Genomic DNA, 21279 nt, shown 5'->3' with positions numbered 1-21279 from the left:
GCGGTGTACGTGTTACTTGTTGAAGGTTTCGCTGTTGGCGATCAGGCGCTCGACCTTGAGCGCGTACTGGCCGTTGGACACGCCGTAGGTGCAGTCCATGACCGGCACGCCGTCGACGGTCGCCTGCAGGGTTTCCGGAACCGAGATCGGGATCACGTCGCCGACTTTCATGTTCAGGATTTCGTCGAAGTTCGCCTTGCCGTTGCCGAGCACCGCCACCAGTTCAACTTCGGCCACCTGGATCTGCTGCGTCAGCAGGCGGATCCAGCGCTTGTCCACTTCCAGGGCCTCGCCCTGGATGCTGGAGGTCAGCGCGTCGCGGATCGGTTCGATCATCGAGTAGGGCATGCAGAAATGAATCTGGCCCGACACCGAGCCGAGCTCGATGGTGAAGGTGGACGATACCACGACTTCGTTCGGGGTGGCGATGTTCGCGAATTGCGTGTTCATCTCCGAGCGGATGTACTCGAATTCGATCGGGTAGACCGGTTCCCAGGACTTGGCATAGGCCTCGAACACGATGTCGAGGATGCGCATGATGATGCGCTGTTCGGTCTGGGTAAAGTCGCGGCCTTCCACACGGGTGTGGAAACGGCCGTCGCCGCCAAAAAGGTTGTCGACCAGCAGGAACACCAAGCCCGGATCGAAGACCATCAGCGCGGTTCCGCGCAGCGGCTTCATGTGGATCAGGTTCAGGTTGGTCGGCACCACCAGGTTGCGGATGAATTCGCTGTACTTCGAGACCCGCACCGATCCAACCGACACTTCGGCGCTGCGGCGCAGGAAGTTGAACAGACCGACCCGCAGATACCTGGCGAAACGCTCGTTGATGATCTCGAGCGTCGGCATGCGGCCGCGGACGATCCGCTCCTGCGTTGCCAGGTTGTATGTGCGGACTCCCGAGGTGTCTTCAGGAGCCGCGACATCGTCCTGATCGCCGTTGACCCCTTTTAGGAGGGCATCGACTTCTTCCTGTGAGAGAAAATTATCGGCCATGCTGCTTTACTGGTAGATAAGGCTGCTTACTGAATGATGAACTCGGTAAACAGGACGTCCGAGACTTCCTGCTCGTCGCCGTGTTCGTCGAACGGTGTTTTTACCACGGCCAGGATTTCACCGGCCAGCTGTTGCTTGCCTTCGACCGTGTTGATCTCCGAAGCTTTCTTGCCGGACAGGAGCAGCAGCACGCGGCTGCGCACCTTGGCCATGTTAGCCTTGATCAGCTCGGCCTGCTCGGCGCCGTCGACCTGCAGCGTGAAGGCGACGCGCAGGTACTGGTCGCCGTTTTCCGGCTGCAGGTTGACGGTAAAGGGCTCGATCGGCAGGTACTCGGGCGGATGCTCTTCCTTTTTCTTCTTCTTGCTGCTGCCGTGGTCCTTCTTGGCCGGCTCGGATGCTTCCGCATCGCCGCTGCCATGCATGAAATACCAGCCGGCGCCGCCGCCCAGGCCGAGCACGAGCACGGCCGCGCCGATCAACATGAACAGTTTGCCCTTGCCGCCTGCCGCCGGCGCCGCTGCTGCTGCGTCCGCTTTCGGATCAGCTTTCATTTTTGGATTCGCTTTCAAGATACCTCGGTCCCGCTGTGGATCGTCCCGTCATTATGTCATTATCGGGAAAAAGTGAGCAGAAGCAATTGTGGAAAAGAGGGAGGAACGGGCGCTATCTCGTTGTTTCTTGACGGTTTTGATGGCGATGTGATCATGATTGGCGCCGATTCGGTGCGTGGGGTTTTGAGGCCGGGGGCCTCAAAACGAAGGTGCCCACCCTGCGGCGACATGCTCGTATCACGTTCGCATTACGTAGGGTGGGCACTCCGTGCCCACGCAAACATTACGCAAACGTATCGACCATGCCGCGATCGCCCAAGGTTGCCGTGCGCGTTACCGTACGTGGTGCTGCGTCATCGTTGGCATTGCCGCCATCGCCACGGCCGCGATTATTGCCGCCAAAGCCGCCGCTGTTGCGCGCAGCCTGTTCCTGCGCCTGGCGGTTGTCCGGCATGCCGGCATTGACGCTGGCGTTGTTCAGCGCGATGCCGCTTTCGCTCATCATTTCGCGCAGGCGCGGCAGGGCGTCTTCGAGGGCCTGGCGGACTTCTTCCTGGTTGGCCGAGAAGGTCACGCTGGCCTGGTCGTTGCTCACCGACAGCACCACCTGCAGCGGGCCCAGGTCCGGCGGGTTCAGGGTCAGCGAGGCGGTCTGCTCGTCGTTGCCGACCATGTAGACGACTTTCTGGCCGACCTGGTTTTCCCAGGCTTCGGTGCCGACCCGTGCGCTCAGCTCGTCGGCAGCGGCGGCGGCGGCCTGCACGGCTTCCAGCACGGCCGGCTGGGCCTGGGCGAGGGCGCTGACGGCGGCGGCCGGCTCGCGCGCGGCGGCGCTTTCGCGGGCCTGCTGCAGGGCCAGTGCGGCGCTCAGTTCGCTTGGACTGAGTTGCGATTCCGCCTGTCCCTGGCCCGGCGCTGCGGCGAGTGCCGCGCGCAGGTCGGCGCCCAGCTTCGCGCCCGCATCCGTGGCGGCCTTGTCGTCCGCGACGATGCCGGCGCCGGCGGCGGCCAGGGCCGGGTTGCGCAGGGCCGCGGTGTCGCTGAAGGCCTTGCCGGCGGTGGTGGCGATGCCGGAACCATCCTTGGCCACAGCCTTCATCGCTGCCTGCAGGGCCGCCAGCTGGGCGGTCTCGCCGCGCTTGCCCTTGCCGCCGGCGCCGTTCAGCGCGTCGAAGGCCTGGCTGGCGGCGCCCTTGGCGGCATCGGTTTTCGTGTCCTCGGCCGGCTTTTGCAAGCTGGCCATCAGGGCCAGCATGGCGCTGGCCGGGTCGGACGCCTCGCCGGACTGCTCGTCGGCGGCGTCCTTGTCGCTGTCGGCCTTGTCCGCGTCCTGCGCATCGTCGGCCTTGCCGGCGGCGGCCGGCTTCGTCGCATCGTCCGGTTTGGCCGCCTGCTGCGGCGCGGCGTCGTCGGGCTGGGCCGGCTTGTCGGCGGCCTGCGGCTTCGGCGCTTCCGCTTTCGGGGCGGCCGGCGCCGGGGCAGGCTGGCGCATTTCCATTTCGTTCGACAGCATGGCGCCGAACTGCGCGGCGTCGCTGTTGGCGGCGGCGCCGTTGCGCTGGGCCGGGGCCGCGGCGTTGGCGTTCAGCTGGATATTCAGGGCATTGGTTTGCATCGTCGTCTCGTCAACGTTTCGTTCAGCTTTGCGCGCGGCGTGCCGAGCGGGCAGCGAAATCGTCCATCATCTTCTGGTCGCGCTTGGTCTCGATCGCCAGGGCCTGGGCCGCCGCGCGTTCGCTCAGGGTGCGGTAGGAGAGGCGCTTGCGCTCGCTCTCCTGCAGGGCCGTGCGTTCGGTGTCGGCCTTGTACTGCGCATGCTTGATCACTTCCTTCTGGCCATTCACCGCGTTGTCCAGCTTGCCCATGAAGGCCACGAAGTTCGCATAGGCGAAGGGCGTGATGCCGTTCATCTGGGCCTGGTCCAGCTTGTCCGCATAATCCTGGCGGTAACCTTGCAGCATTTGCAGCTTCTGCTCCGCTTCCTCGACCGCCTTCAGGGCGGCGCCAAGACGCTTGGCGCGGTCGTCGGACTCGCGTTGTGCGAGGTCGATCAGGGTTTCGAGTGCGGATTTGATGGCCATGGTGACTCGCAGTATAGCTGTCGTTGCCGCCAATCAATCAGCCGAACAGAGAGGTCAATTCCCCCAAACTCTGCAGCATGTTGGTGTTTTCGTGGATTTCCTGGCAAAGGAATTTCTCGATGCGCTCGTGCAGGACGATCGCCTTGTCCAGCGTCGGGTCGGTGCCGGCCACGTAGGCGCCCACGCTGATCAGGTCGCGCGAGCGCTCGTAGCGCGAGTACAGCTGCTTGAGCGTGCGCGCCGCCTGCTGGTGCTCGCGCGAGGTAATGCCGTGCATCGCACGTGAAATCGACTGTTCGATGTCGATGGCCGGGTAGTGGCCCGCTTCGGCCAGGCGGCGGTTGAGGACGATGTGGCCGTCCAGGATACCGCGCGCGGCGTCGGCGATCGGGTCCTGCTGGTCGTCGCCCTCGGACAGCACGGTGTAGAAGGCGGTGATCGAGCCGCCGCCTTCGTGGCCGTTGCCGGCGCGCTCCACCAGCACCGGCAGCTTGGCGAACACCGAGGGCGGATAACCCTTGGTGGCCGGCGGTTCGCCGATCGCGAGGGCGATCTCGCGCTGCGCCTGGGCGTAGCGGGTCAGCGAATCCATGATCAGCATGACATTCTTGCCTTCGTCGCGGAAGTGCTCGGCGATGGCGGTGGCGTAGGCGGCGCCCTGCATGCGCAGCAGCGGCGGCGAGTCGGCCGGCGCCGCCACCACACAGGAGCGCGCCAGGCCTTCTTCGCCGAGGATCTGCTCGATGAATTCCTTCACCTCGCGGCCCCGTTCGCCGATCAACCCGACCACGATCACGTCGGCGGTGGTGTAGCGCGCGATCATCCCCAGCAGCACGGATTTGCCGACGCCGGTGCCGGCGAACAGGCCGAGACGCTGGCCGCGGCCGACGGTGAGCATGGAATTGATGGCGCGGACGCCCACGTCCAGGGTTTCCGAGATCGGCGAGCGCTCGAGCGGGTTGATGGGGCGCGCGTTCAGCGGGCCCATCTCAAGGGTGGCCAGCGGGCCCTTGCCGTCCAGCGGGCGGCCGGCGCCGTCGACCACGCGGCCCAGCAGGCCCCAGCCCACCGGGAGGTGGCGCGCACGGTCCATCGGGCGGCGGCGCGGGTGATCCACGCTGCCGGGCTTCGGCACGCTGGGCTCGACCGGGAACACGCGCGAGCCGGGAATGACGCCTTCGACGTCGGATTGCGGCATCAGGAACAGGCGCTCGCCTTCGAAGCCGACCACTTCGGCCTCGATGCGCGCGCCGCTCGCCACCGGGATGGTACAGGCGCTGCCCACGGCCAGCTTCAGGCCCACGCACTCCATCACCAGGCCGGCCACGCGCGTGACGCGGCCCGAGACCTGCATCGGCTCGACGAAATCGAGCACGTTGCCGCAGTCCTTCAGGTAGGACTTCCAGCGCGCGGTGTGGCGGTCAGTCACCCAGCCACTCCACGTTTCGGCCCAGCGCATGCGCCAGGCGCTGCCAGCGCGAGGCGATCTGGGCGTCGATCTGGTTGCTGGCGGTGTCGATGCGGCAGCCGCCGCGCGCGATATTCGTGTCCTCGACGATGCGCCAGCCGGTCTTTTCGAGTTCGTGGCCGATGCTGCCGCGGACGATCAGGGCGTCTTCCGGATTCAGGATCAGCAGGGCAGGCTGCTGCAGGGTCGGCAAGTAGTCGACCGCTTCGCGCACCACCGGCAGGATCAGTTCGGGGCGCACCTCGAAGGCGGTGCGCACCATATTTTTTGCCAAGTGCAGCGCCAGTTCCAGCACGTCCGCGGCGATGGCTTCGTCGGCCTCGGTGACGGCGTGGCCGAAGCTGACGGCCATCTCCTGCAAATGGGTCAGTTCGGATGCGGCTTCTGCACGGCCCAGGGCCAGGCCGTCTTCATAGCCGCTGGCGTGGCCGGTGGCCAGGCCGGCTTCATGGCCTTCGGTATAGCCCTGCTGGCGCGCCGCTTCGCGGATCGCTTCCAGCTCTTCCTCGCTGATCATGGGGGCGGGCGGCGCTTCCATTGCGCGCTGCGCCATGCGGTGGGCTTCGGCTTGCGCGCGGGCCTGCGCGGCCGCTGCTTCGGCGGCCTGGCGCTCGGCCACGGCGCTGGCGCGCTCGTCGCCGAAGGAGGTCATTTCCCAGCGCTTGAACATGGGCTGGAAGTCTTTCGAGTTCACCATCAGACGAACGAGTCCTCACCTTTGCCGCCCAGGACGATCTGGCCTTCGTCGGCCAGGCGGCGGACGATCTGCAGGATCTGCTTCTGCTGGGATTCCACTTCGGACAGGCGCACCGGCCCTTTCGATTCGAGGTCTTCGCGCATCATCTCGGCCGCACGCTGCGACATGTTCTTGAATACCTTCTCGCGCAGATCCTGCGAAGCGCCTTTCAGCGCGATGATCAGCATCTCGGACTGCACTTCGCGCAGCAGCAGCTGGATGCCGCGGTCGTCGATGTCGATGATGTTATCGAACACGAACATCTCGTCCATGATCTTCTGCGCCATGTCGTTGTCGTAGTTCTTGATGTTCTCCATGACCGAATTTTCCTGCTCGCCGCTCATGAAGTTCAGGATTTCGGCCGCGGTGCGCACACCGCCCAGCGAGGACTTCTTGATGTTCTCGTTACCCGACAGGAGCTTGGTCAGCACGTCGTTCAGCTCGCGCAGCGCGGCCGGCTGGACGCCGTCCAGGGTCGCGATACGCAGCACCACGTCGTTGCGCAGGCGGTCGGTGAAGTATGCCAGGATCTCGCAGGCCTGGTCGCGCTCGAGGTGGACCAGGATGGTGGCGATGATCTGCGGATGCTCGTTGCGGATCAGTTCCGCCACCGAGGGCGAGTCCATCCACTTCAGGCTTTCGATGCCGGAGGCGTCCTTGCCGCCCAGGATACGGTTCAGCAGCACGGCGGCCTTGTCGTCGCCCAGCGCCTTGGTCAGCACCTGGCGGATGTACTCGTCCGAGTCCAGGCCGACGGTCGACTGCAGGTCGACGCGCTCGCGGAAGTCGGTCAGCACCGCCGTCACTTCTTCGTGCTGCACCGCCTTCATCTGCGCCATCGCCGCGCCCAGCTTGAGCACTTCGCGCGGGCCCAGGAAGCGCATCACTTCCGCCGCTTCCGATTCGCCCAGGGCCAGCATCAGGATGGCCGCCTTGTTGATGTTGTCTTTGTCCTTGTCGCTCATGTCTTATTCGGCGCCCAGCCATTCCTTGATCACGTTTGCCACGATGCGCGGGTCGTTCTGCGCAAGGGTCTTGGCCATCTCCAGGTTGCTCTTGTAGACGATGACCTGCTTCTGTTCTTCCGCTTCGCGGGCGATGCGGGCGATTTCCTCGTAGTCCGGTTCCGGTTCCGGCTCCGGCTCTTCCGGTTCCGGTTCCGGCGGCATCTCGACCGCCTCGTCGAATTTCTTCATCACCGGCTTCAGGACCGGGCGCAGGATGCGGTACCAGAGGAACAGCAGCACCAGCGCGATGAACACCCACTTTGCCACGTCCTTGGCCAGCGGCAGGTTGTTCTTGTCCTTCCACCAGTCGACGGTTTCCTCGGCCGGCTTGTCGACGCCGTCGAACGGGGCGTTGGCCACGTTCAGGGTGTCGCCGCGCGCCTGGTTGTAGCCCATGGCCTGCTTGACCAGCTCATTGATCTGCGCGACTTCGGCGGCGGTGAGCGGCTTGACCACGACCTTGCCGGTCTTCGGATCGATGCTGCGGCGGTAGTTGACCACCACGCCCACGGTCAGGCGCTTGATGCCGCCCATCGGCTTCTGCTCGAAGCGCAGGGTCTTGTCGACTTCGTAATTGGTGGTGGCGTTCTTGCTGGACGGGCCAGTCGTGGTTTGCTGCTGGCCCGCTGCCGGGGCGCCGCCTTCGATCGGTGCCGTCGCCACGCCCGGCGGCTGGTTCGACAGCGCGCCCGGGATGCCCGACGGGTTCTGCGAGCCGGGGCCGGTCTGCTCGGAAGTCTGCTGGCTGCGGATCGCCTGCGGCTCCGGCGGCGAATTCGGCTTGTACATCTCGGCGGCGGTATCGACCTGGGCGAAATCCACTTCAGCGGTCGCCTCGGCGCGCACATTGGTCTGGCCGACGATAGGCGCGATCATCGACTCGACCTGCTTGACGATGTTGGCCTGCAGGGCTTCGACGTACTTCAGCTGGTTCGGATCGAGCTGCTTGCCGTTTTTGGCGCTGGTGTCGGAGAGCAGGGTGCCGTTCTGGTCGACCACGGTCACGTTGGACGGGGTCAGTTCCGGCACCGAGGAGGCCACCAGGTGCACGATGGCGCTGACTTGCGCCTGGTCGAGCGCGCGGCCCGGCTGCAGGTTGAGCAGCACCGAAGCGGTGGGCTTCTGCTGGTCGCGCACGAACACGGAGGGCTTCGGCATCGCCAGGTGCACGCGCGCCGACGCCACCGCCGACACGGCCTGGATCGAGTTCGCCAGCTCGCCTTCGAGCGAGCGCTGGTAGTTGACCTGTTCGACGAACTGCGAGGTGCCCAGCTTCTGGTTCTCGAGCAGTTCGAAGCCGACGTTGCCGGCGCGCGGCAGGCCCTGGGACGCCAGCTTCAGGCGCACGCTGGGCACCTGCTCGGCCGGGATCAGGATCGCGGTGCCGCCTTCGGAGAACTTGTACTTGACCCCCATCTGGTCGAGCGAAGCGGTGATCGCGCCGCCGTCGCGGTCGCTGAAGTTCGAGAACAGCACCTTGTAGTCGGGCGCCGAGCTCCACAGCCAGATCGCGGCAACGACCGCCAGCGCCAGGGCAACGGCGGCGCCGGCCACGACTTTCTTGCCCATCGGAGTTTCCCAATACTTCGGCCTGGGTTCGGCGTGGGCGCCGAGGTCATCGTCGAGGAGTGGTTCCGCTGCTGTTGCCATGGTGGTTGGTCGGGGGTGTAGGGTAGTTGAACGCCATTATGAAGCCGTAGGGCAACATTCAATACCGGGAAAAGGAGGGTGTTTACGGCGCTGCTCGACGCCAGTCCTTGCCGGGGCACTGCTATTCTGACAGCCTGAATGAATGTTTTCATTTGGGGTCAGAGCCCGGTTCACGCGAATGGGCTCTGACCCCAACTGACTAGAAAGAGGCGGACATGAATATCGGCGGAATCGACAGCAGCCGCATCGAAGCGATGATGGCGCAACTGAAGGCGGCGGCCAGCAAGCCGGCCATGCCTTCGGGCGGGTCTGCGGCGTCGGCGCTGTCATCTGGCGGTATTGGCGGCATCGGCGGGATCGGCAGCCTGGGCAAGCCGGGCGGCGCGGAAGGCGTCGAGTCCTCGTCCAAGGTCAGCTTCTCGGACGCGCTGAAGGCCCAGCTGGACAACGTCAGCAAAGCCCAGGACAACGCGGAAGACATGGGCAAGAAATTCGCATCGGGCGACGATTCGGTCAGCCTGTCGGACACCATGATCGCCATGCAGAAAGCCAGCATCACCTTCCAGGCCACGGTGCAGGTGCGCAACAAGCTGGTGTCGGCCTACCACGACATCATGAACATGCAAGTCTAAAAATTCGGGGTCAGAGCACTTTTTGTGGCAACTAACCCTAGGTAACAAAAAACAAGCCGCCTTCGCTGCTCCCACCGGGACGCATGCGAAGGCGGCTTTGTTTATTGCCGAGGCAGAATTGATCAGAAAAGTGGTCTGACCCCGAATTCATGACCCCGAATTTAGACCAAACCGGCCAGGCGGGCGTTGCGTTCGCGTTCCAGCTTGGTGATGTAGCGCTGCACCGCGGCCAGGTTGCCGCGCGAAATGTCGACGAACTGGCAGCCGAGGCGGCGGTTGGTTTTGTTGTTCAGCAGCGTCATGTCGAGCGAATTGCGGATCTGCAGCGAGGTCATGACCGGGCCGATTTCCGGCAGGTCGAGGCGGCAGCCGGCGAAGGTCTCGCCGATGGTCGTGCCCAGGATCTGCTTGTTGTCCAGGATCGCAATGCCGCCGCAGCTGATGTCGGCCAGCGGGAAGGTCTCCAGCTTGCCGCCCAGTTCGGCGGGCATCGGAATGGTCACGCGCACCGGGTTGCTGACCGGGGTCGCCATGCGGTAGAACTCGCGGCGCTGCAGGCGGATCAGGTGAGCCGGGATGTCGGCCCGGATCGCGGTGCCGCCGTCGTAGCTGATCTCGCGCAGCGCGCTGGCGCCGAACAGGATGCGGATCTTGTCGAGCGAGGTCTCGCAGCGGACCTCGCCGGCGGCGACGATGCGCTCGATCTGGTCGCGGCTGACCGGACGGTCCAGCACCACGGTATTGGTATCCGCGTCGACGTCTAGGATCGAGGTGACGCAGACGTCGGCCTCGCCCTTGATCAGCACGCGGACCAGCTGGTTCTTTTCGGAGATCTGGCGCAGCAGCGCGACAATTTCCCTGCGCGACTCGACTTCGTAGTCGTGCCAGGCTTCAAGTTCGGCTTCAGTGATTGCTTGCATCTGTTCCAACCGGTGATTCTTCTGGTTGCAGGAGTCGCGTCGTGTCCGGAGGCGGGGGTAGGGCCTGGCCAGGAGCTTGCGCTGACTCAATATAATAAAGCCATGCCAACAGTTCGGCAATGGCGCGATACAGGGCGGGTGGAATTTGCCGGTCGAGGTCGACTTCCATCAGCAGCGACACCAGTTCTTTCGACTCGTGCACGAACACGCCGGCATCCCGCGCGCGCCCGATGATCTGCTCGGCGACCAGGCCCTGGCCCTTGGCCACGACTTTCGGCGCCGCGTCGCCGGCGCCATAGGCCAACGCGACCGCGTGCTGACGCCGCGTATTGACGTCCTTAGCCATGGCCGTGGATCGCCAGGGTGTTCAGAGGCGTGCCGGCCGCATCCAGCGCATCCGCGAGGCGCCCGCGCCCGGCCTCCAGCAGGTCGCGCGCGGACGCGGGCGCATCCAGGCGAATGTGCAGCTGGCCGCCGGACAGCACCACCTTCGCCGCCACTTCGCCCAGTTGGCCGAAGCGCAAGGTCAGGCTGCTCTGCCAGCTCGACGGCGCGTCGCCACCCTCATGCGAGCCAGGCTCCGGCTGCGCCGAATCCCGCTCGATCTCCCAGCGCATTTCCTGCCCCGGCCAAAGCTGTCCTTGCCAGGCCATGCGCGCCTGCTCGTGCGCGTTCAGCTGCAGATTGATCAGCTGGGCGGTGTTCGGGTCCGAAGGCGGCGCCATCCCGCGCGCCTGCGGCTCGGCCGCGAGCTCGGCCTGGGTGCGCGTTCCCTGCGCCCATTCGGCCACATGGGATTCGTAGAACAGGCCACTCTTTTCGATCCCCTGCCGCAAGGCCGCGGCGATCTGGCCGGCGTCCGCGCCGGGCGCACCCAGCAGCGGCGTGCGGCCGATGGCGGCGGTCTGCGGCGTGTCGCTCGCCAGGGCCGCGGCGATCACATCGCCCAGCGCCTTGCCGGCCTTGCTGAGCGAGGCCCCGGCGCCGCTCTCCGCGCCCAGCGCGGCCGCAGGCAGCTGGGCGCGCGCGAGCAGGGCGGCGGCGCGCGTCAAGGCGGCCGCCTCCTTGCCTTCCACCCAGGCGAGCGGCGATCCCTGCAAATGAGCGCCTTCCGGCAGCGCCGGCCCGGCTTCGGCAAAGGCCTGCTCGCCCTGGGCGGTGCTCAGCTGGAAGGTGGGACGCGGATGCACGGCGACCAGGGTCAGCGGCACCTGGGCGCCGACCTGCACGTTGGCGGGCAGCGGCATGCGGGCCGCCATGTCGGCCACCCGCACCACGAAACTGCCGTCGGAGAGCTTGCCGAGGACCTCGGCCTGCAGCGACTGGCCGAGCTGGGTCGCCATGGCGCGCTGGAAGGCCTGCTGGCGCGGGTCGGCAATCGTCTGGACCGGCCCGGTGCGCGCGACGGGGCTCAAGGAAAGCTGGTCGCGCGGAATCATGGCAGGTCTTAGACGCCGTAAGCGCGCGCAATGCGGCGCTCGGTGGCGTTATTGTTCATCAGTGCCGACAGCTTCGCCATCCACGGCTGGGTCAGGTCGCGGATCTGGCGGTCGCTGGCCAGCATCTTGCGGATCGCGTTCACTTTGCGCACGCGTTCCGGCGCGGCGAGCGGCTGGCCGTCGCCGCTGGCCTTCAGCTGGCGCACGCAGGCATTGCACTGCTGCTCGAGCTGGACCACGCGGTCCCAGTCGTTGGCGGTGGCGGCAAGCAGCATCTGGTCGCTGATGCCGGCCATCGCTTCATAGACCGATACGATGTCTTGTCCGGTCATCATGGTTCAGGCACCCGCGAAGGCAGGCGCCGGCTGGGCTGCCGGGGCGGCCGTGGCGGCCGGCTGGGCGACCTTGTCGCCGATCGCGACCCAGGCTTCGCGCAGGTCGGAGAGCAGGCGGTGCACTTCCTCGATGGCCGGCACGTCGTTCTTCAGGTTGGCGTGCAGCAGGCGGCGGCTCATGTAGTCGTACAGGGCGTCCAGGTTGGCCGCGATTTCGCCGCCGGCGTCCTTGTCCAGCGAAGCGCGCAGGCCGTTGTCGATGATCGTGATCGCCTTCGAGATCGCCGTGCCCTTCGCCGCGATATTGTTCGCGGCGATGTTGGTCTTGGCGCTCAGCAGCGCCACCAGCGCGCCGTCGTACAGCATGACGATCAGCTTGTGCGGCGAGGCCGAGGCGATGCCGGTCTCCAGGCCCACGTTGGCATAGGCGTTGACGCCGCGTTTCATGGTTCCAAACATCTTGGTTCTCCGATAAATCAGTGATTAGCCCGCATTGGCCGAGATGGCCGCGAGCTGCTGGGTCAGGTAGCTCTGGGTCGTCTGCATCGAGGAGAGCATCGAGTCCAGGGCGGTAAATTGGGCGCGGTAGCGGGCTTCGATCGCGGTCAGGCGCGTGTTGAAGGTGTCCGTCTGCTTCTGGATCGACTTCACGGTGGCGTTCAGGCCGTTGGTCTTGCCGGTCACCATGCCGTCGGTGCCGATGAAGCCTGCCGCCAGCGTATTCAGCTGGAAGGCGTAGCCCTGCGAGAAGCTGATGCTGCCGCGGTCGCCGGTGGCGCCGCCGTTGACCTTCAGCTGCAAGCCTTCGACAGCCGAGCCGGCCATCGCGGTCAGGGTCTGGCCGTTGCCGGTGGCGGCCAGGCCGCCGATGGTGCCGGCCACGTTCAGGCCCTTGGCCGGGGTGGCGGCGCCGAACAGGTCCTCGACCTTGGTCCCGGTGACGCTGGCGATCGCGATGTTCGAGGTGTCGCCGTATTTGCTGGATGAGATCGACAGCTTGCCGTCGGCGTCGACCGAGGTCTCGACCGTGTCGCCGGTGCCGGCGAAATCGCTGTCGCCGTTGATGGCCGAGCGCAGCATCGCAGCCAGCTCTTTCTGGTTATAAGTGCCGGCCGGGATCGCGATGTTCTGCACCTTGCTGGCGGTAACCGGATCGGTCTGGTTCAGGGTGACGGTCCAGGTGGTGTTGGCGGCGATCGTGGTGCTCGCCGCCAGCGCGTTTTCGGATTTCAGCGCGCCCTGGGTCGCCATCTGCGATATGTTGACCGCGTAGTTGCCGGCCTGGGTCTTGGTCGAGTTGCTGGAGACCGAGATCAGGCCGTCGGTGGCCTTGCCGACCGCCGCGAAGACGCCGGCGATGTCGTCGTACTTCTCCGTCATTGCCTTGCTCAACTTGCCGGAGTCGAGCGCCAGGCTGCCGTCCTTCTGGAAGGCGATGCCAACCTGGCTCAGGGTGGTCAGGCCGCCTCCCAGGCCCTGCACGGCCTTGCCCAGCGCGGCGCGCAACTGACTCTGGATGCCGCGCGCGGTGGCGTCGCCCTGCAGCGGACCGGCGGTCTTGGTATCGGCGTTATAGGCGGTCAGGCTCGAGATCGTCGAGTTCAGCGTGTTGTAGGCCTTGACGAAGCTGTCGATCGCGGTGCGCACCGAGGCGGTGTCGCGGGTCACGTTCAGGGTGCTGGTGCCGATGTCCTTGACGCTGATGGTCAGGCCCTCGACGGCGCCAGTGACGTCCATGCTGTTGCTGCTGACTTCGATGCCATTGACGTTCAGCTTGGTGCTTTGGGCCGCGCTGGTCTGGGTCAGGCCCTGGGCGCCGGCCGGATCGTAGCCCAGCAGGCTGGCAATGGCCGGGTCGGGATCGAGGCCGTCGGCGCCGGCCACGCCGATCTTCATCGACGAGCTGGCGCCGGTCTTGTTCGAAGTAACGACCAGGTGGTAGGGCGAATCGCTGCCGTCCGAGATGATGCTGGCGGTGACGCCCACATTCGCCTTGTTGATGGCGTCGCGGATGCCGGCCAGGCTCTGGTCGCCGGCTTCAAGGGTGACGGTGCCGCTGGCCTGGGCGCCATCCTGGGTGAAGCTCGAGCCGACGTAGCTGCCCTGGGTGCCGGCAGTGAGGCCCGCCAGCGACGGGTTGCTGCCGCCGACCAGGATCGAGGTGCCCGAGGACGAGCTGAGGCTGACGCCAGCGGTGGCGGTGAAGGTGGAACCGTCGTTCGCGGCGGTGGCGGCGGTCTGCAGGCCGCCCTTCACACCGGCCCCGGTGACGGTTTCGGTCACGGCGATGTCGGCGCCGTCGGCGGCCGAGAAGCGCAGGGTGCCATCCGAGGCCTTGCCGGTGAAGGTGATGCCGGCCGCCGCCAGCGCCTGGGTGGTCGGGTTGGTGCCGGTGAGGGCAGTGTCGATGTCGCCCGCGGCCAGCGGGCCGCCGGTGCCGGTATCGTCCAGGGACGCGAGCTGGACCCCGCCGACGGTCAGGGAGTAACTACTGCCCGCCGTGGCCGTGACGGTGCCGAAGCTGGTCGCGCCTGCGCTGCCGAACATGTCGGCGGCGGTGCTGGTGGCGCTTGCCGTGGCGGTGACGCCGGTCTTGTCGGTCTTTGCATTGATGGCCGCCGCCAGTTGCTTGGCGCTGCGGGTATTGCCGTCGGTGGCGATGGCGGTGCCGTTCAGGGTCAGCGAACCGGCCGCGATGCCGCCGCTGGACACCCCCGCGCCGAGCGCGGTGCCGCTCACGCCGAAGCTGCCGCCGCCGACGCTGCCGAACTGGAAAGTCAGCACGGTCTTGGCGCCGGCGCCGATCATGGCGCTGGTGCTGGCCCGTCCGGTCGTGGTCAGGCTTTGTGCCGAGGCCAGCTGGGAGACGTTGATCTTGTAGTTGCCCGGCACGGCCGTGCCCGAGGCCGAGCCGCTCAGTACATCGGTATCGCCGGCCGTGACGCCGAGGGCGCGGAAGGTCGAAACGTTGCTGAGGGAGGACAAGGAGCCCTGGAAGCTGCCGATTGCGGCGCTGAGCTTGCCATAGGCGGTGATTTCGGACTGTACCGCAGCCGACTTCTTGGCGTAATTGGCCAGCGGCGCCGACTCGGCCTGCATCAGCTTGCTGACGAGCCCGTCGACGTCAAGACCTGATCCGATACCTGATGAACTGAGTCCCACGTGGCCTCCTCGAGAAAGGGATAATGTAAGTCATTAACGGCCGCGCCAATTCGTACTTGAGAGTGGGAAATACTGCTTTATTCCAATTCAGAACGCTTGAGCAGTGTTTCGACGCTTGATTCGATATAAAAAAGAAAAGACCGCTGCGCCTTGCGGCGGAAGCGGTCTTGTCATGAATGCACGGGGCCGGTGCAGCCCCTGCGTTCAAGCGGTCTGCCGGATCAGCAGGCCGCGCATCTTGTCCAGCGATTTGGCGATTTCGAGCGCCTCTTCCGTGGGAATCTGGCGCACGACTTCCTTGGTGCTCTGGTCGATGACCTTGACCACGATGTCCTTGCTGTCTTCGTCGATCGAAAATTGCAGGCTCTGTGCCGAGGCCGGCATGGAGTCGTTGATCTTCTTGACGGCGGCGTCCAGGTCTTCGCGCGAGGCCTTGGCGCCGGTTGCCGGGGCCGGTTTGGCCACGGCAGACACGGCGCTTGCCTGCTCGGCCTGCGCTACCTGGCGCTCTTCGAGCTTCGTGGTGACGGGTGTACCAACTGGCGGAATATTCATGGTGAATTATCTTCCCTAGCGAAAATTCCTCGGCTGAATTTCTTCAGCCGAGGAATCGGTTACACCACTACGGTGAGTTCAGCGATTAGCCACGCAGCAGCGACAGGACACCGTTCGGCAGCGAGTTCGCCTGGGCCAGCATCGAGGTACCAGCTTGCTGCAGGATCTGGCCGCGGGTCATGTTGGCGGTTTCCGAAGCGAAGTCGGTGTCGGTGATGCGGGACTTCGATGCCGACAGGTTCTCGGTGGTCGATTGCAGGTTCGAGATTGCCGAATCGAAGCGCGACTGCAGTGCGCCGTACTGAGCGCGCTGGCCGTTCACTTTCGACAGAGCCGCGTCAGCGATCTTGATCGCTTTCTGGGCGCCTTCGAAGGTGGTGATGTCCAGCTTGGCAACCGAATCCAGCGACGATGCCTTGGTGGTGTTGGTGCCGCCACTCAGGTTGAAGCCGGTCGTCGCGGTCTCTTTCAGCGAGAAGCTGCTGTCCGAGTCGAAGGTCACGCGGCCTTGTGCGACGGCTGCGGTGTTGGTCGAGTTCAGCTGGAACGCGGCGGCGGTCTGCTTGGTGCCGTCAGCCTTGTAGTTCTTCATGTCGACGTCGCCGCCGCTCTTGTAGCCGAGCTTGATGTCCGAACCGTTCGAGTTGGTCAGCTTGATGCCGCCTTCTTTCGAGTCGTACTGGGCGGTCACGCCGGTCTTGGCCGACTGGGCGTTGATGGCGTTGACTGCCGACGCGTAGTCGGTAGCGCCGCTGCCGCTGGTGCCGACCGAGAACGACACGGTGACTGCATCGGCCGACGCATTGTCCGAAGCCAGGGTGAACGAGTACGAACCACCGGTCATCGACAGGTTGACGTCCGACTGGGCGCTGGCGGTCACGCCGGTCTTCGCGGTGTTGTTGTTGATGTCGGCAACGATCGACTTGGCCGACGACGAGGTCGTGGTGCTGATGTCGACCGAACCGAGCGAACCCGAAACGGTCACCGAGCCTGCGGCGGCGGCCGAGCTGGCGGCGACGTTCGCGCCATCCACTGCCACGGTGTTGTTGCCGTAGGTGTTGGTCTGGAAGTTCGAGCCGGTCATCGAGATCAGCTGGTTGGCGTTGGCGCCGACCTGGAAGTTCGCGGTGCCCATCGTGCCGTCCAGCAGCTTCTGGCCGTTGAATTCGGTGGTGTTGGCAATGCGGCCCAGTTCCGAACCCAGTTGGGTGACTTCAGTTTGCAGAGCCTGGCGGTCGCTGGCCGAGTTCGACGAGTTCGACGACTGCACTGCCAGTTCGCGGATACGCTGCAGGATGTTGCCCGAGCTCGACAGAGCGCCTTCGGCGGTCTGTGCCATCGACACGCCGTCGTTGGCGTTGCGGGTCGCCTGATTCATGCCGCGGATTTGCGAGCTCATACGATCCGAGATCGCGAGGCCGGCAGCGTCGTCCTTGGCGCTGTTGATACGCAGACCCGAGGACAGGCGCTGGATCGAGGTGTTCAGGGAAGCGGACGAGGAAGCCAGGTTACGCTGCGAGTTCAGGGATGCAACGTTGGTATTGATTACGGATGCCATGGTGTTTCTCCAGACTTGGTCTTGCAATTGTGTGGCGACGTGCCACTCGATCACTTTGGTGTGCCACGCTGTTCCGTGACATTCACACCGCTGTTGAAGCAGGTAACGTACTGCTGTGGGAAAACTTTATGGTGGGAAAGCGAAAAATTTGCGTGTGGCAATGTCCGAAAGATGTATGGACGTGTTCTTGGCGGCGTTGATCGCGGGAACTTTAGGGTCAAAAAAAATAATTTATTTTCCTAAATGACGTCGTCCCCGCGGAGGCGGGGACCCAAGTTTGTTTGCGTTTCGATAACACACGCAGAACTTGGGTCCCCGCCTGCGCGGGGACGACGGTCTTACGGCTAACTACGACGATTTACAGCCAGCTGATTATTCGGCGACCACCACCCGGTTCTTGCCGCTGGTCTTGGCCTGGTACATCGCGCGGTCGGCGCGCAGCATCAGCGCCTGCTGGTCCTCGTTCTGGTGGCGCAGCGCCACGCCGCAGGAGAAGGTGATCAGCATCTTCTCGTTATCGTGCAGGAAGAAATGCCTGGTGAGCTCGCGTTGCACCCGCACCATCGCCGCGGCGGCCGCTTCCACATTGGTCTCGGGCAGCAGGATCAGGAATTCCTCGCCGCCGAAGCGCGCGATCACGTCCATCGAGCGCAGCGTGTCCTTGACCACTTTGACCAGGTGGCGCAGGGCCTTGTCGCCGGCCAGGTGGCCGTAGGTGTCGTTGAGCTTCTTGAAATTGTCGAGGTCGAGCAGGGCGACGCACAGCGGCGTGCCGCGGCGGTCGGCGCGCGCGCTTTCGCGTTCGAACACATCGTCCAGGCCGCGCCGGTTCAGGCTGCCGGTCAGCTGGTCTTCGCGCACCAGCTCGCTCATATGCTGCAGCTTGGCTTCCAGTTCCTTGATGCGCGACTCCGCTTCCTGCACCTCCTGGTGCGCGGCCACCATGCGGTCGCGCGAGGCGAGGGCCTCGGCCTGCACCGAGCGGGTCTCGCGCAGCACCTCTTCCAGCACCACGTTCAATTCTTCGATGTTGGCGGCGCCGCGGATGCGCTCCGAGAAGCCGCCGATCTTTTCCTGGTAGTCGCCGGTGGAGGCCGCCACCGAGCCGAGTCGGTCGATGAAGGTCATCATCATGTTCTTCATGGTCAGCTTGACATCGGCAATGCCGTGCTTCAGCTGGCCCTGCTTGTAGATGACGTCCTTCAGGCTGCGCGTCGCGTCTTCCAGCGCGCGCTGGTCGAGCGGGCCTGCAATCAGGTCCTGGACGGCGGCGATCTGGCCGCGCATCCAGCTGTCGTCGTCGAGCAGCTCGCTGACGTTCTCCAGCAGCAGTTTGAACAGGCGCAGCAGCAGCTCCTGCTGCTCCGCCGTGCCGCCGCTCTTCAGTTCGATCTGGTAGCAGAGTTCCTTCAGGCGCGCGCCGATGTCATGCAGCGCCGCCTCGTCGTGCGCGCCCTTGACGGCCACGCCCAGCGATTCGGCCTCGCCCGCCAGCGGCGACCCGGCCGGCAGCAGGGTGGCGACCGCGAAGGCGAGGGTGCGGCTGAGGAGGTCGCGCAGCTGCCGGGTATCGTCGGGTTCGACGCCCAGCGCCATCACCGGATGGGTGTGGCGGCGCAGGTGCTTTTCGGTCAGTTGCGACAGCGTCTTCGAGTAGCCGTCCCAGTCGCGCTGCTTGACCGCGCGGTTCAGGCGCGAGCCGATCTCCGCCAGTTCGCCGGGTGTGTCGGCCAGGCGGAAAGCGAAGCCGGACAGCACGAGTTCCGCGCCCGGATCGACCCCGGGCGCCGCCGCGGCGGCAGGCGCGATCAGGCCGGCGATTTCGTTATAGATTTCGCGGTAAGCGTCGGGCGTGGGCGCGATGCGCCGGGTAGCGAGCCGGCGAAAGGCCTCGCGGGCGATTTCCGCCGGGTTCTGTGACGAGCTGGACATGTTTGGACATTGCTACTTCGATTTTTATGTTCGCCATGTTATCGCTCTTCCTTGACTTTGATCGATAGAAAAAGCGCCATAAAACCGCTTAGTTATTCGGAACGTATTGACGCTGCAACAACTCAATCGATTAATTGATTGCGGATGGCGTAATGGGTGAGTTCCGCGCTGGTTTTCAGGTTCATTTTTGACAACAGGCGCGAGCGGTATTCGCTGATGGTCTTGACCGACAGCGACAGCTCCCTGGCGATCTCGCTGACCGTCTTGCCCGAGGCGATCATCATCAGCGTCTGGTATTCGCGGTCCGACAGGTTTTCGTGGGCCGGCTTGTCGTGGTCTTCGCCGATCTGGGCCGCCAGCACCTGGGCCAGCTGGGCGCTCACGTAGCGCTGGCCGCTTGCCACCTGGCGGATCGCGTTGACGAGCTCGCGCGGCGCGCTCTGCTTGGTCAGGTAGCCGGAGGCGCCGGCCTTCAGCGAGCGGATCGCGTACTGGTCCTCCCTGTGCATCGACAGCATCAGCACGGACAGTTCCGGCTTGTCGTCCTTGATCTGCTTGAGCACTTCGATGCCGTTGCGGTCGGGCAGGGAGATGTCGAGCAGCAGCACGTTGCAGCGGGACTTGCGGAACAGCTTGATGGCGTCCAGGCCCGTTTCCGCCTCGCCGACGACGCTGATGTCGCGCTCCTCGGCAAGGATCTGTTTCAGTCCTGCACGCACGATGGCGTGGTCGTCGGCAATAAAAACGCGGATGCTGGCTTTTTCGGTCATGCTCGGGTGGTTTCGGGTTGCCGGGACGCCAAGGGTGACGCCGCCAAGCGGATCTTGACGGCCACCATCGTGCCACCTCCCGGTGCCGGCGACAAGCTCAGCGTGCCGCCCAGGGCCTTGGCGCGCTCCTTCATGCCGCGCAGCCCGAAGGATTGCGGCTTGAGGCGGTCGGCCGGGGTGATGCCGCGGCCATTATCGCAGATGGTGAGGCTCAGGTGCTGGCGCTGGCGGCGCAGGGTGACGCTCACCCGGGTCGCGCCGGCGTGCTTGGCGATATTCGTCAGCGATTCCTGGAAGATGCGGAACAGGGCGCTGGCATGGTCCGGGTCGAGCTCGCTCTCGATGTCCTCGATATCGTCGCCGTCCGCACGAAAGACGCAGGCGATACCCATCCGCGTTTCGAACTCGCGCGCCTGCCATTCCAGCGCGGCGACGATACCCAGGTCCAGGGTCGACGGCCGCAGGTCCAGCGAAATCCGGTGCACCGCCTCGATGGTGCGGTCGACCAGGCTGTCCAGGTAATCGGCTTTTTCCTGCAGGGCCGATTCTTGCGGCAGGCGCGCCGCCAGCATCGCCAGCGCCATCTTGATGGCCGTGAGGTTGCCGCCGAGGTCGTCGTGGATCTCGCGCGCGATGCGGGTGCGCTCCTGCTCCTTGACCTGGGCGCTGTGCTCGGTCAGCTCGGCCAGGCGTGCGCGCGAACGCTTGATTTCTTCCTGCTCCAGCTTGCTGGCGGTGATGTTGGTCATGATGCCGTCCCACTGCATGCCGCCGCCATCGAGCGGGATCGGGGTCGCGCGCAGGTTGATCCACTTGACGTCGTTCCAGGTATCCTCGATGCGGATCCGGCCTTCCCAGTTCCACACGCAGGCGCAATCGATCGAGGCCTGCATCGTCTCCTGGTAGCCCTTGCGGTCCTCGAGCAGGATCAGGTGCTGGAAGCGGGCCGGGTCCTGCTGCAGCTCGCTCACCGACAGCCCCAGCAGGGCGGTGCAGCCTTCGCTCAGGTAAGGAAAGGCGGTGCTGCCGTCGGCGTTCAGCACGAACTGGTAGACCAGGCCAGGCGTATGGTCGACCACGGCGTTGAAGCGCGCCTGGTATTCCTGCAGCGCGGCGCTGGCGGCGTGCGCCAGGGACTGGTCGTCGCCGATGGCCAGGAACAGGGTGCGGCCGTCGCGCACGATGCGCAGGAAGCACAGCTTTACGGGATAGCGGCTGCCGTCGGCGCGTACGAAGCGGGTCGATACGCTGACCTGGGCGCCGATCTCCGGGCCCAGCGAGGCCAGCAGCTCTTTCAGCCCGGCGGCATCGAGTCCCGGCGCGAGGTCGAGCGGCGTCATGCCGTTCAGCCGGGCCAGTTCATAGCCGAGATTCTGGCGCGCCGCCTGGTTGACGTCGACCAGTTGCAGGGTGTCGGCGTCGACCAGGTAGATCTCGGTGGTGGCGGCCTGCATGGCCGGCGCTAGTTTGGTCTCATTGTTCAT

General features: G+C 65.2%; 20 protein-coding genes. 1 reads left to right on the top strand and 19 read right to left on the bottom strand.

From position 1 onward, the window contains the following. Positions 1 to 12 precede the first annotated feature (12 nt). From fliM to fliF, 8 genes are all read right to left on the bottom strand, one after another. Positions 13 to 996: a flagellar motor switch protein FliM gene (fliM, locus tag LQV39_RS21985; protein WP_230029304.1), complete on the bottom strand. Its 984-nt coding sequence runs from the start codon at positions 994 to 996 to the stop codon at positions 13 to 15. A gap of 26 nt (positions 997 to 1022) precedes the next feature. Further along, positions 1023 to 1550: a flagellar basal body-associated protein FliL gene (gene fliL, locus LQV39_RS21980; RefSeq protein ID WP_230029302.1), complete on the bottom strand. Its 528-nt coding sequence runs from the start codon at positions 1548 to 1550 to the stop codon at positions 1023 to 1025. A gap of 283 nt (positions 1551 to 1833) precedes the next feature. Then, positions 1834 to 3165, bottom strand: coding sequence for a flagellar hook-length control protein FliK (locus tag LQV39_RS21975; RefSeq protein ID WP_230029300.1), 1332 nt, complete (start codon positions 3163 to 3165; stop codon positions 1834 to 1836). Between the two features lie 22 nt (positions 3166 to 3187). Continuing rightward, positions 3188 to 3631, bottom strand: coding sequence for a flagellar export protein FliJ (gene fliJ, locus LQV39_RS21970; RefSeq protein ID WP_230029298.1), 444 nt, complete (start codon positions 3629 to 3631; stop codon positions 3188 to 3190). Positions 3632 to 3668: 37 nt separating this feature from the next. Further along, on the bottom strand, positions 3669 to 5090 hold the full coding sequence (gene fliI / locus LQV39_RS21965) for a flagellar protein export ATPase FliI (RefSeq protein ID WP_374199457.1): 1422 nt from the start codon (positions 5088 to 5090) through the stop codon (positions 3669 to 3671). Beyond that, a complete protein-coding gene (gene fliH, locus LQV39_RS21960; RefSeq protein ID WP_230029296.1) occupies positions 5053 to 5796 on the bottom strand; it encodes a flagellar assembly protein FliH in 744 nt (247 codons plus the stop codon). The genes fliI and fliH overlap by 38 nt, the downstream gene beginning before the upstream one ends. Next, positions 5796 to 6800: a flagellar motor switch protein FliG gene (gene fliG / locus LQV39_RS21955; RefSeq protein ID WP_230029294.1), complete on the bottom strand. Its 1005-nt coding sequence runs from the start codon at positions 6798 to 6800 to the stop codon at positions 5796 to 5798. Before fliG ends, fliH begins: the two co-directional genes overlap by 1 nt. 3 nt (positions 6801 to 6803) lie before the next feature. Next, positions 6804 to 8411 carry a flagellar basal-body MS-ring/collar protein FliF gene (gene fliF, locus LQV39_RS21950; protein ID WP_230029292.1) on the bottom strand — a complete coding sequence of 536 codons (1608 nt, stop codon included), beginning with the start codon at positions 8409 to 8411 and terminating at the stop codon, positions 6804 to 6806. Between the two features lie 296 nt (positions 8412 to 8707). On the opposite strand from fliF, the gene fliE reads away from it, so the two are divergent. Continuing rightward, entirely contained in the window at positions 8708 to 9124 is a 417-nt protein-coding gene (gene fliE / locus LQV39_RS21945) for a flagellar hook-basal body complex protein FliE (RefSeq protein WP_230029290.1), read from the top strand. A 161-nt stretch (positions 9125 to 9285) separates the two neighbouring features. On the opposite strand, the gene LQV39_RS21940 is transcribed toward fliE, so the two are convergent. The 11 genes from LQV39_RS21940 to LQV39_RS21890 all read right to left on the bottom strand — a co-directional run bounded on the left by LQV39_RS21940 (position 9286) and on the right by LQV39_RS21890 (position 21279). Beyond that, complete coding sequence (locus tag LQV39_RS21940) at positions 9286 to 10044, bottom strand: flagellar brake protein (protein WP_230029288.1); 759 nt, start codon at positions 10042 to 10044, stop codon at positions 9286 to 9288. Next, on the bottom strand, positions 10028 to 10390 hold the full coding sequence (locus LQV39_RS21935; RefSeq protein WP_230029286.1) for an EscU/YscU/HrcU family type III secretion system export apparatus switch protein: 363 nt from the start codon (positions 10388 to 10390) through the stop codon (positions 10028 to 10030). Before LQV39_RS21935 ends, LQV39_RS21940 begins: the two co-directional genes overlap by 17 nt. After that, positions 10383 to 11483 carry a flagellar hook-length control protein FliK gene (locus tag LQV39_RS21930; protein ID WP_230029284.1) on the bottom strand — a complete coding sequence of 367 codons (1101 nt, stop codon included), beginning with the start codon at positions 11481 to 11483 and terminating at the stop codon, positions 10383 to 10385. The genes LQV39_RS21935 and LQV39_RS21930 overlap by 8 nt, the downstream gene beginning before the upstream one ends. Before the next feature lie 8 nt (positions 11484 to 11491). Further along, a complete protein-coding gene (locus tag LQV39_RS21925) occupies positions 11492 to 11818 on the bottom strand; it encodes a flagellar protein FliT (RefSeq protein WP_230029282.1) in 327 nt (108 codons plus the stop codon). Positions 11819 to 11821: 3 nt separating this feature from the next. Continuing rightward, positions 11822 to 12277: a flagellar export chaperone FliS gene (fliS, locus tag LQV39_RS21920; RefSeq protein ID WP_230029280.1), complete on the bottom strand. Its 456-nt coding sequence runs from the start codon at positions 12275 to 12277 to the stop codon at positions 11822 to 11824. A gap of 24 nt (positions 12278 to 12301) precedes the next feature. Beyond that, positions 12302 to 14980, bottom strand: a complete 2679-nt coding sequence (gene fliD, locus LQV39_RS21915; protein ID WP_230029278.1) for a flagellar filament capping protein FliD — start codon at positions 14978 to 14980, stop codon at positions 12302 to 12304. Between the two features lie 204 nt (positions 14981 to 15184). Then, positions 15185 to 15535 carry a flagellar protein FlaG gene (locus tag LQV39_RS21910; RefSeq protein WP_230029276.1) on the bottom strand — a complete coding sequence of 117 codons (351 nt, stop codon included), beginning with the start codon at positions 15533 to 15535 and terminating at the stop codon, positions 15185 to 15187. Positions 15536 to 15620: 85 nt separating this feature from the next. Further along, positions 15621 to 17093: a flagellin gene (locus LQV39_RS21905; RefSeq protein WP_230029274.1), complete on the bottom strand. Its 1473-nt coding sequence runs from the start codon at positions 17091 to 17093 to the stop codon at positions 15621 to 15623. Positions 17094 to 17465: 372 nt separating this feature from the next. Further along, positions 17466 to 19025, bottom strand: a complete 1560-nt coding sequence (locus LQV39_RS21900; protein WP_230029269.1) for a GGDEF domain-containing protein — start codon at positions 19023 to 19025, stop codon at positions 17466 to 17468. Positions 19026 to 19147: 122 nt separating this feature from the next. Further along, complete coding sequence (locus LQV39_RS21895; protein WP_230029262.1) at positions 19148 to 19795, bottom strand: response regulator transcription factor; 648 nt, start codon at positions 19793 to 19795, stop codon at positions 19148 to 19150. Continuing rightward, on the bottom strand, positions 19792 to 21279 hold the full coding sequence (locus LQV39_RS21890) for an ATP-binding protein (protein ID WP_230029260.1): 1488 nt from the start codon (positions 21277 to 21279) through the stop codon (positions 19792 to 19794). Before LQV39_RS21890 ends, LQV39_RS21895 begins: the two co-directional genes overlap by 4 nt.

It is taken from the genome of Massilia sp. Bi118, from assembly GCF_918697865.1.
GTDB lineage: Bacteria > Pseudomonadota > Gammaproteobacteria > Burkholderiales > Burkholderiaceae_D > Telluria.
Note: the sequence above shows the minus strand (reverse complement) of the source record. Positions and strands in the feature narration are given on the sequence as shown.